Consider the following 9,190-nt stretch of genomic DNA (forward strand, 5'->3'; position numbering starts at 1 on the left):
CCCGCCGGCCGTCGTCGCGTACCGGCTCAGTCCGGCACCGGCTCAGTCCCGTACCGGCTCAGCGCCGCCCGGAGCGCCGGTCGCCGGAGCCGCCGTCGCCGCCACCGGCCAGGCCCGCGCGGCGCAGCGCGTCCGCCATGGCGCTGTTGGCCGGCGCACCGCCGCCGAAGCCGCCCCGGTCACCACCCCGGTCACCGCCACCGCGCCGGTCCTGGCCACCGCGGCCGCCCTGACCACCACCCTGGCCACCGCCTCGGCGCTCCTGACGCGGCGGACGGGCCTGCCGGTCACCGCGCTCGCCCCGGTCGGCGCCCCGGTCGCCCCGATCGCCCCGATCGCCGCCGCGCTCGCGTCCGACCTCGTCGTCCAGCCGCAGGGTCAGCCCGATCCGCTTGCGCGGCACGTCCACCGTGAGCACCCGGACCTTGACGATGTCACCGGGCTTGACCACCTCGCGCGGGTCCTTGACGAAGTTCCGCGACAGCGCCGAGACGTGCACCAGCCCGTCCTGGTGGACGCCCACGTCCACGAAGGCGCCGAAGGCGGCGACGTTGGTGACCACGCCCTCCAGCACCATGCCGACCTCCAGGTCGCCGATCTTGTCGACGCCCTCCTTGAAGGTCGCGGTCCGGAACGCCGGGCGCGGGTCCCGGCCGGGCTTGTCCAGCTCGCCGAGGATGTCGGTGACGGTCGGGACACCGAACTTGTCGTCGGCGAAGTCCGCCGGGCGCAGCGCGCGCAGCCGGTCGCCGTTGCCGATCAGCTCGCGCAGTTCCCCGCCGGTCGCGGCCAGGATGCGGCGCACCACCGGGTAGGCCTCGGGGTGCACGCTGGAGCCGTCCAGCGGGTCCTCGCCACCCGGGATGCGCAGGAAGCCCGCGCACTGCTCGAAGGCCTTGGGGCCGAGCCGGGAGACGTCCTTGAGCTGCTTGCGGGTGCGGAACGGGCCGTTGGCGTCGCGGTGGGCGACGATGTTGTCGGCCAGCGTGCCGGTGATCCCGGAGACCCGGGTGAGCAGCGGCGCCGAGGCGGTGTTGACGTCCACGCCGACGGCGTTGACGCAGTCCTCGACCACGGCGTCCAGCGAACGGGAGAGCAACACCACGCTGAGGTCGTGCTGGTACTGGCCGACGCCGATCGACTTGGGGTCGATCTTGACCAGCTCGGCCAGCGGGTCCTGGAGCCGGCGGGCGATCGAGACCGCGCCGCGGATCGACACGTCCAGATCGGGCAGCTCCTGCGAGGCGAACGCGGAGGCCGAGTAGACCGAGGCGCCGGCCTCGCTGACCACCGCCTTGGTGAGCTTCAGCTCGGGGTGGCGCTTGAGCAGGTCCTCGGCGAGCTTGTCGGTCTCCCGGGAGGCGGTGCCGTTGCCGATCGCGACCAGGTCGACGTCGTGCTTCTTCGCCAGCGCGGCCAGGGTGGCGATCGAGGCGTCCCACTTGTTGGCGGGCTGGTGCGGGTAGATCGTCTCGTACGCGACGACCTTGCCGGTCGCGTCCACCACGGCGACCTTCACCCCGGTGCGGAAGCCCGGGTCCAGGCCCATGGTGGCGCGGGTGCCGGCCGGGGCGGCGAGCAGCAGGTCGCGCAGGTTGGCGGCGAAGACCCGCACCGCCTCCTCCTCCGCCTCGGCGCGCAGCCGCGACCGCAGGTCGATGCCGAGCCGCACCAGGACGCGGGTGCGCCAGGCCCAGCGCACGGTGTCGCCGAGCCACTTGTCGGCCGGGCGGCCGTGGTCGGCGATGCCGAAGCGGGCGGCGATCCGCTGCTCGTAGTCGTTCTCCCCGGGCAGGTCACCCTCGGACTCGCCGTCGTACGGGGAGAGTTCGAGGTCCAGCACCTCCTCCTTCTCGCCGCGCAGCATCGCCAGGATGCGGTGCGAGGGGAGCTTGGTGTACGGCTCGGCGAAGTCGAAGTAGTCGGCGAACTTGGCGCCGTCGCCCTCCTTGCCGTCGCGGACGGTGGCGACCAGCCGGCCGCGGACCCACATCCGCTCGCGCAGCGAGCCGACCAGGTCGGCGTCCTCGCCGAAGCGCTCCACCAGGATCGCCCGGGCGCCCTCCAGGGCGGCGCCCTGGTCGGCCACCGACTCGTTCAGGTACCGGGCCGCGAGCTCGGCCGGGTCCTGGGACGGGTCGGCGAGCAGGGTGTCGGCCAGCGGCTCCAACCCGGCCTCGCGGGCGATCTGGGCCTTGGTGCGCCGCTTCGGCTTGAACGGCAGGTAGATGTCCTCCAGGCGGGCCTTGGAGTCCGCGGCGAGCACCCGGGCGCGCAGCGCGTCGTCCAGCTTGCCCTGGGCCTCGATCGACTCCAGGACCGCCGCCCGGCGGTCCTCCAGCTCGCGCAGGTAGCGCAGCCGCTCCTCCAGGGTGCGCAGCTGGGCGTCGTCGAGGGAACCGGTGACCTCCTTGCGGTAGCGGGCCACGAAGGGGACGGTCGCACCGCCGTCGAGCAGGTCGACGGCCGCGTTCACCTGCCCCTCGCGGACGCCCAGTTCCTCGGCGATCTTGCGCTCGATCGCCTGCTGGGCCTGCCGGGCCACCTGTTCGACTGGCGTGGTCACGAAGCCGGTCACCTTCTCCTTCAGTGCTTGCGCCGTACGCCCTGCATTCTGGCAGGTGCCGACGGCGGCCCCCGGCCGCACCCGGGGCGGCCGGGCGTGGCGCGGCGTTCCGCACGACCGCGAAGGAGTCCGGACAGCGCCCCACCGGAGCTTGAACAGGGCCCAGTCGGGGATTCCCGGGCCGCCGGGCATGGACACTCCGGATGCCGCCGCCGAGTTGGAGCGGCTGCTGTGCGCGGTGGCGCTGACCGCCGACGTGCCGCGCTTCGGCAAGGGCGGCACCATCGGGTGCGGGTCACAGTGTGAGCGAGCCGCTGGGCCGGCCGTCGGCCGCGAGGTCGATCACCGTGGTCCGGCCGCCGGTGGTCAGCGCGAGCCGGTCCGGGCCGGCCCAGACGACGTCGATGGAGTCCTCGTACTCGTAGGACGCGTAAGCGATCTGCCAGCGGCGGGTGGTCAGTCCGGTGCCCTGGTCGACGAAGACCCACCGGGCGGACGCGAGCATCCCGAGCTGCTCCTGCCGGACGATCCGCCGGTCCGGACGGGCCGGTGCCCGTTGCGTCCCGGTGACCTTCGCGGAGTCCAGGAAGACCCACAGCGGCACCGTCGCCGCGGCCGTCAGCAGCACGCCGGCGCCCAGGACCACCCGGATCCAGGCCCGCCAGGTGACGCAGTACAGCACCACCAGCAGCAACGGCAGCGCCGCGGTGAACAGCGGCAGCGGCCGGTCGAACCACTCGCGCAGCACCAGCAGGCCGCCCGGGCGCCGGCCGTACCGCCCGGCCGCGCCCAGCAGGGCGAGCAGGGCCAGCGCGGCCAGGGCCGCGCGCAGGGCCCGGCGCTCTCCCGCTGTCCGCCGGTCGTCCACCATGCCCGGCAGCCTACAAGTCCGCCGGACCACGGAGCAGTTCGGTGATCCGGCTGAACCGGGACGACCGGCGGAGTACGCTGCCGGGCATGTGCGCTGCCACCCGGACGCTCCCCGACGGACCGGTGGTCGGCGCGGCCCTGGTGCGGCGGCTGATCTCCGCCCAGTTCCCGCAGTGGGAGCGCCTCCCGGTCACCCCGGTGTCCACCGCGGGGACGGACAACGCGATGTTCCGCCTCGGGCCCGAACTCGCCGTCCGGCTGCCCCGGGTGGAGTGGGCGGCGGCCGGCCTCCGACGGGAGCAGCAGTGGCTGTCCCGGCTGGCGCCTCGGCTGCCGCTGCCCGTCCCGGCGCCACTGGCGGTCGGCCGGCCCGCCGGCGGCTACCCGTGGGAGTGGTCGGTGCTGCGCTGGCTGGACGGCAGCAACCCGGTGGCCGGCTCACTGGCCGCGCCCGAGGCGCTGGCCCGGGACCTGGCCGGCTTCCTCAACGCGCTGCGCGCCGCCGATCCGGCCGGCGCCCCGGCCACCCAGCGCAGCGCCCCGCTCGCCGCCCGGGACGGCGCCACCCGCACGGCCATCGCCCAGCTCTCCGGCCAGCTCGACGCGACGGCCGCGACCGCCCTGTGGGAGAGGGCCCTTCGGCTGCCCGAGTACGACGGCCCGCCGGTCTGGTTGCACGGCGACCTCACCCCGGGCAACCTGCTGCTCTCCCGCACCGGCCGGCTGGCCGCCGTCCTCGACTTCGCCCAGATGGGCGTCGGCGACCCGACCGCCGACCTGATCCCCGCCTGGAACCTGCTGCCCGCCACGGCCCGCCCCGCCTTCCGCGCCGCCCTGGGCGCGGACGAGGCGATGTGGGCCCGAGGCCGCGCCTGGGCCTTCTCCATCGCCCTGGTGACGATCCCGTACTACCGCCACACCGACCAGGCGCGGACCGCGAACGCCCGCCGCGTGGTCCGCGAGGTGCTCGCCGACCGCGGTGCGCCGGCCGGCCGGTGACTCCCCCGAGACTCCCCCGAGATTTTCATACCGGGTCAGCAATCTTCCCCGGTCAACCCGGCTGCTAGCCTGACCCGCATGAGCGGACTGCGGGAGCGCAAGAAGGAGCGGACCCGGCGGGCCATCTCCGAGGCGGCCATCGGACTGTTCCTGGAGCACGGCTTCGACCGGGTGTCGGTGGCGGACGTGGCGACGGCGGCCGAAGTCTCCAAACCGACGCTGTTCTCCTACTTCCCCAGCAAGGAAGACCTGGTCGTCCACCGCTTCGCCGACCACCAGGAGCAGTCGGCGGACGTGGTCCGCGGCCGGGGCCCCGACGAATCGGTGCTCGACGCCCTGCGCCGGGACTTCCTCGACGGCCTCGCCCGGCGCGACCCGGTCACCGGCCTCAACGACCACCCCCGGGTACTGGCCTTCACTGCCCTGGTCCACGGCACCCCCAGCCTGGCCGCCCGGGTCGGCGCCTACGTCGCCCGCGCCGAACAGTCCCTCACCGAGGCACTGCGCGAGGCCCCCGGCCTGCCCGCGCCCCGGGACCTCACCGCCGCCCTGCTCGCCGCCCAGGTCACCGCCACCCAGCGGGTCCTGGCCCTGCACAACTGGCGCCGCATCGGCGAGGGCGGCCGCACCGCCGACGACCTCCACCCCGAGGCCGCCGCCGACGCCGAGCGCGCCTTCGACCTGCTCGCCCACGGGTACGCCGGCGCCGCCGACGGTTAGAGTGCCGCGCATGACGACGCGCCACATCGGGTTCGAGGCCCTGCACAACTTCCGCGACCTGGGCGGCTACCGGGCCTCCGGCGGACGGACCGTCCGGTGGGGCCTGCTGTACCGCTCCGACTCGCTCGGCAAGCTCTCCTCCCCCGGCGACCTGGAGAAACTGCGGTCGCTCGGCGTGCGGACCGTGATCGACCTGCGCTACGACTGGGAGATCGCCGCCAAGGGCCGGGTGCCCGACGCCGAGGGCCTGGAGTACCACAACCTCTCGATCGAGCACCGCCCGTACGACCAGGCCGAGATCGACCCGGAACTCGACCCCTGGCGCTACCTCGCCGACCGGTTCGCCGAGGTCGCCGAGGACGGGGTGAAGGAGATCCGCCGGGCCCTGGACGTGATCACCGCCGCCGAGGCCCCGGTGGTCTTCCACTGCGCCTCCGGCAAGGACCGCACCGGCCTGGTCGCCGCCCTGCTGCTCACCGCGCTCGGCGTCTCCGAGGACGACATCGCCGCCGACTTCGCCCTCACCGAACTCGCCACCCCGCACCTCGTCGCCGACTGGCACGCCGCCCACCCCGGCCGCGAACTGCGCTGGCCCGGCTACGGCCGCGCCCCGGAGACCGTCATCCGGCTCGCGCTCGCCGACCTCACCGCCCGGCACGGCTCCGTCGAGGCCTACCTCACCGGCACCCTCGGCATCGACCGCGAACAGCTCGACGCGCTGCGCGGCCGGCTGCTGGCCGACTGAGCGAGCGCGTCACCGCCGCCCCACGCCGCCGCACGGCCCAGGCGAGTGACAATTCGCCGGCGGGCCGGGGCCGTTACCCGCGATCATGCCCGGCATGACCGAACCCGAACGCTGGACCCAGGCGACCGTCTACCCCGACATGTGGATTGACCCGGCCGACGATCCCCGCAACAGCGAGGGCCCGAGTCCGGACGGCGAACTCGCCACCCTCCAGGACTTCCTGACGAACTACCGGCTGACCCTGCGGATGAAGTGCGAAGGCCTGGACGCGGAGCAGCCGGCCCGCCGCTCGGTGCCGCCGTCGACGATGTCCCTGCTCGGACCGGTGCGGCACCTGGCCGAGGTGGAACGGGACTGGCGGAACTGGATCACCGACGGCGAGCCGCTGCCCAAGATCTACGGCAAGCGGGACGCGGACTTCGACGAGACCGTCGGCGACCAGGCCGCGGTGGACCGGGCGTTCCGCGACCTGGAGCGCGAACAAGCGGCGCTGGACGCCGAGTTGGCCAGGCACCAGGACCTGGGCGAGCGGGTCGGCAAGAACGCGGTCTCGATCCGGGAGCTCCAGGTGCACCGGGTCGAGGAGTACGCCCGTCACTGCGGCCACGCCGACCTGCTGCGCGAGTGCGTGGACGGCCGGGTGGGGCAGTAACAGCCCGGGATCAGCGGCGGCGCCCCTTGCCCGAGCGGGACCGGGACCCGGGGCCGGGGCCGGCCGCCGGGGCCGGGGCGACCTCGGGCCAGTGGGCGGGGCGGGTCAGGCCGGACGGGATGCGGGTGGTGGCGTCGCCACGGGCCGCGTCCAGCTGGGCCTGGGTGAGGAAGAGCGCCGTGCTGAGGTCCGCGCCGGCCACCCGGGCGTCCCGCAGGTCGGCGCCGACCAGGTCGGCGAGGCGCAGGTCCGCGCCGGAGAGGTCGGCCGCGACGAGCAGGGCGCCGCGCAGGTTGGCCCCGTGCAGGTCGGCGCCGCGCAGCCGGGCGCCGAAGAGGTCGGCGCCCCGGTGCTCGCGGCGGTGCGGGACGGCGGCGCGGACCAGTTCGCCGGCCCGCAGCAGCAGCTCGCTGACCCGCTGCCGGTGGGCCGGGACGTCGAGGGCGAGGACCTCCTCGGGGGTGCCGCCGGCCAGCCGGTCGGTCTCCGCCAGCGCCTGCCGCAGTTCGTCGTGGACGGGCCCGGCGGCGGTGAAGGTGAGCGCCTCGGTGAGGTAGCGGAGCAGTTCGTGCAGCTGCCGCACGACCGGGAAGACGTCGAACATCGCCTTGGCGCTGTCCGGCTCCTCGCGCCAGCTGCGGCCGCCGAAGGTCACCTGGGAGATCCGCTGCCCGGCGCCGAAGCAGTCGTAGACGGTGCAGCCCCGGAAGCCCCGCTCGCGCAGCTGCGCGTGGATGCCGCAGCCGAAGTCGGCCTGGAGGTTGTGGCAGGGGCTGCCGGCCCGCTTGTTCTCGGCGAAGTCGGTGCCGGCGACGAACGGCAGGGCGGCGCAGCAGAGCCCGAAGCAGCTGCCGCAGTCGGACTCGAGCGGGGTCGGCGCGGCCGCCGTGGGGTTCTGCGGCGACTCGGTCTCGCGCACGTCCGGGGTCCTTCCAGCAAGCGGGCGCCGGGTGGCGCCGTGAACCCGGAAATCCTACTGGGCGGACGACCCCCGACGCCGGTAAGTTATGCAAGGCATTAGAGACCATTACGGATGGGGGTGGGCACATGCGGGACCCGGACATCAGGGCGCTGGTCCGGACGTGGATCTCGGGCTGGGCCGTCTCGCGCGGCTCCGCCGAGCCGGTGGACCGGCCCTGGGGCTGGAGCATCGACGTCGGCGCGCCGGTCGGCGAGGTGGGCCGGCACGTGCTGCCGGAACCGACCGAGGCCGAGGTCCGCGAGCTCGCCGGGACCACCACCGCGCCGACCACCTGGCTGAAGCTGTTCGCCGACGACGCGACCGTGCGCCCGTGGCTCGACGAGCGGTGGCGCCTGGACGCGCCGGGCTTCCTGATGACCGCCCCGCTCACCCCCGAGCGGCCCGAGGTCCCGGCCGGCTACACCCTGACCACCTGGGAGCGGGGCGGCGTCCTCCGGGCGCTGGTGCGCACCGAGGCCGGACACCTCGCCGCCCGCGGCCAGGCCGGCCTGGCCGGCCCGGCGGCCGTACCGGACCAGATCACCACCGCCCCGGAGCACCGCCGCCGGGGTCTGGGCGCCCTGGTGATGCGCGCGCTCCTGTCCGCCGCGCACGAGCGGGGCGCGCGCACCGGCGTCCTGGTCGGCACCCCGGAGGGCCGGGCGCTCTACACGGCGCTCGGCTGGACCACCCACGCCCCGATGGCGAGCGCGGTCCTGGAGCCGGCGAGGGCGGAGGGCTGGGCGGAGGCCTAGGCGTACGGCAGCAGGTCCGGCCGCTTCGCCGGGCGGCCGTCGCCCGAGGAGCGGCCGGTGAGGCGGCGGCCGATCCAGGGGCCGACGTGGGTGCCCAGCCAGCGGGCGTCGTCGCGCAGCTTCTCGGCGCGGCCGGCCGGGGCGGCGGCGGGGAGCGGGGCGCGCCAGTCGAAGCCGGCGGGGCGGCCGAGCGCCTCCAGCACGCCCTCGGCGACCCGGCGGTGGCCCTCGGGCGAGAGGTGCAGGCGGTCCTCGGCCCAGAGCCGGCGGTCGTCGAAGCAGGGCGCGGAGAACAGGTCGACCACCGCGAAGCCGTCCTGCCGGCCCAGCTCCTGGACGAAGGCCTTCAGCCGCAGGATCGCGGGCAGCAGCCGGGCGCTGCCCGCCATCCTGCGGGTGGGGTCGGTGCTGGTGAACAGCACGACGGTGGCGCCGGTGGCGCGCAGGGTGGTGGCGCAGTGGCCGAGCAGGCGCTCGACCCGGTCGACGTCGCAGCCGGGGCGCAGCACGTCGTTGAGGCCGCCGGCCAGGGTGACCAGTTCGGCGCCCATCGCGGTGGCGGTGGCGAGCTGCTCGTCGTGGATCTGGCCGATGAGCTTGCCGCGGACGGCGAGGTTGGCGTACCGGAAGTCGTCGGCCTGCCCGGCCAGCGCGTCGGCCACCCGGTCCGCCCAGCCCCGGTAGTGGCCGTCGGGCAGCAGGTCGTCGCACATGCCCTCGGTGAAGGAGTCCCCGACGGCGACGTAGCTGGCGTAGCTGCGCTCGGTGGTGGGCACGGGCGGTCTCCGCTCTCCTGCGATGGCTCCGGAATCCGACGATCGTACGTGTGCGCCGGCCGGGCCGCCGCGCCCCTTCGCCACACCCCCGGAGGCCCATGTGCTGGGCGCCACGCGCCCCGGTCCGATCGCCGTGAGGGCCCCGG

Annotated in this window: 9 protein-coding genes; 5 read left to right on the plus strand and 4 right to left on the minus strand. The window is 75.1% G+C overall.

Features of this window, described 5'->3' with window-relative positions; genetic code table 11:
* Positions 1-58 precede the first annotated feature (58 nt).
* Together ACFRMQ_RS32985 and ACFRMQ_RS32990 are read right to left on the minus strand one after the other, a co-directional pair.
* Positions 59-2,566: a Tex family protein gene (locus ACFRMQ_RS32985; protein ID WP_380734419.1), complete on the minus strand. Its 2,508-nt coding sequence runs from the start codon at positions 2,564-2,566 to the stop codon at positions 59-61.
* Between the two features lie 295 nt (positions 2,567-2,861).
* Entirely contained in the window at positions 2,862-3,437 is a 576-nt protein-coding gene (locus ACFRMQ_RS32990; protein WP_380734420.1) for a hypothetical protein, read from the minus strand.
* Between the two features lie 86 nt (positions 3,438-3,523).
* On the opposite strand from ACFRMQ_RS32990, the gene ACFRMQ_RS32995 reads away from it, so the two are divergent.
* From ACFRMQ_RS32995 to ACFRMQ_RS33010, 4 genes are all read left to right on the plus strand, one after another.
* Complete coding sequence (locus ACFRMQ_RS32995) at positions 3,524-4,435, plus strand: aminoglycoside phosphotransferase family protein (RefSeq protein WP_380734421.1); 912 nt, start codon at positions 3,524-3,526, stop codon at positions 4,433-4,435.
* Positions 4,436-4,513: 78 nt separating this feature from the next.
* Positions 4,514-5,155 carry a TetR/AcrR family transcriptional regulator gene (locus tag ACFRMQ_RS33000; RefSeq protein WP_380734422.1) on the plus strand — a complete coding sequence of 214 codons (642 nt, stop codon included), beginning with the start codon at positions 4,514-4,516 and terminating at the stop codon, positions 5,153-5,155.
* A gap of 10 nt (positions 5,156-5,165) precedes the next feature.
* Positions 5,166-5,900, plus strand: a complete 735-nt coding sequence (locus ACFRMQ_RS33005) for a tyrosine-protein phosphatase (RefSeq protein ID WP_380734423.1) — start codon at positions 5,166-5,168, stop codon at positions 5,898-5,900.
* 85 nt (positions 5,901-5,985) lie between these two features.
* Positions 5,986-6,552: a DinB family protein gene (locus ACFRMQ_RS33010; protein ID WP_380734424.1), complete on the plus strand. Its 567-nt coding sequence runs from the start codon at positions 5,986-5,988 to the stop codon at positions 6,550-6,552.
* Between the two features lie 10 nt (positions 6,553-6,562).
* On the opposite strand, the gene ACFRMQ_RS33015 is transcribed toward ACFRMQ_RS33010, so the two are convergent.
* On the minus strand, positions 6,563-7,471 hold the full coding sequence (locus tag ACFRMQ_RS33015) for a pentapeptide repeat-containing protein (RefSeq protein WP_380734425.1): 909 nt from the start codon (positions 7,469-7,471) through the stop codon (positions 6,563-6,565).
* A gap of 128 nt (positions 7,472-7,599) precedes the next feature.
* Between ACFRMQ_RS33015 and ACFRMQ_RS33020 the strand changes: the two genes are divergently transcribed.
* Positions 7,600-8,268 carry a GNAT family N-acetyltransferase gene (locus ACFRMQ_RS33020; RefSeq protein WP_380734426.1) on the plus strand — a complete coding sequence of 223 codons (669 nt, stop codon included), beginning with the start codon at positions 7,600-7,602 and terminating at the stop codon, positions 8,266-8,268.
* Here the strand turns inward: ACFRMQ_RS33020 and ACFRMQ_RS33025 are convergent.
* Positions 8,265-9,044, minus strand: a complete 780-nt coding sequence (locus ACFRMQ_RS33025) for an SGNH/GDSL hydrolase family protein (RefSeq protein ID WP_380734427.1) — start codon at positions 9,042-9,044, stop codon at positions 8,265-8,267. The two genes, ACFRMQ_RS33020 and ACFRMQ_RS33025, sit on opposite strands and share 4 nt — an antisense overlap.
* Between the last annotated feature and the right edge of the window lie 146 nt (positions 9,045-9,190).

The sequence above is a fragment of the Kitasatospora sp. NPDC056783 genome, from assembly GCF_042789895.1.
Lineage (GTDB): Bacteria > Actinomycetota > Actinomycetes > Streptomycetales > Streptomycetaceae > Kitasatospora.

What these genes read in the sequence shown, in the direction of transcription:
- ACFRMQ_RS32990 (WP_380734420.1), bottom strand. Translation starts at nt 3,437, where the DNA reads ATGGTGGACGACCGGCGGACAGCGGGAGAGCGCCGGGCCCTGCGCGCG.
- ACFRMQ_RS32995 (WP_380734421.1), top strand. Translation starts at nt 3,524, where the DNA reads ATGTGCGCTGCCACCCGGACGCTCCCCGACGGACCGGTGGTCGGCGCG.
- ACFRMQ_RS33000 (WP_380734422.1), top strand. Translation starts at nt 4,514, where the DNA reads ATGAGCGGACTGCGGGAGCGCAAGAAGGAGCGGACCCGGCGGGCCATC.
- ACFRMQ_RS33005 (WP_380734423.1), top strand. Translation starts at nt 5,166, where the DNA reads ATGACGACGCGCCACATCGGGTTCGAGGCCCTGCACAACTTCCGCGAC.
- ACFRMQ_RS33010 (WP_380734424.1), top strand. Translation starts at nt 5,986, where the DNA reads ATGCCCGGCATGACCGAACCCGAACGCTGGACCCAGGCGACCGTCTAC.
- ACFRMQ_RS33020 (WP_380734426.1), top strand. Translation starts at nt 7,600, where the DNA reads ATGCGGGACCCGGACATCAGGGCGCTGGTCCGGACGTGGATCTCGGGC.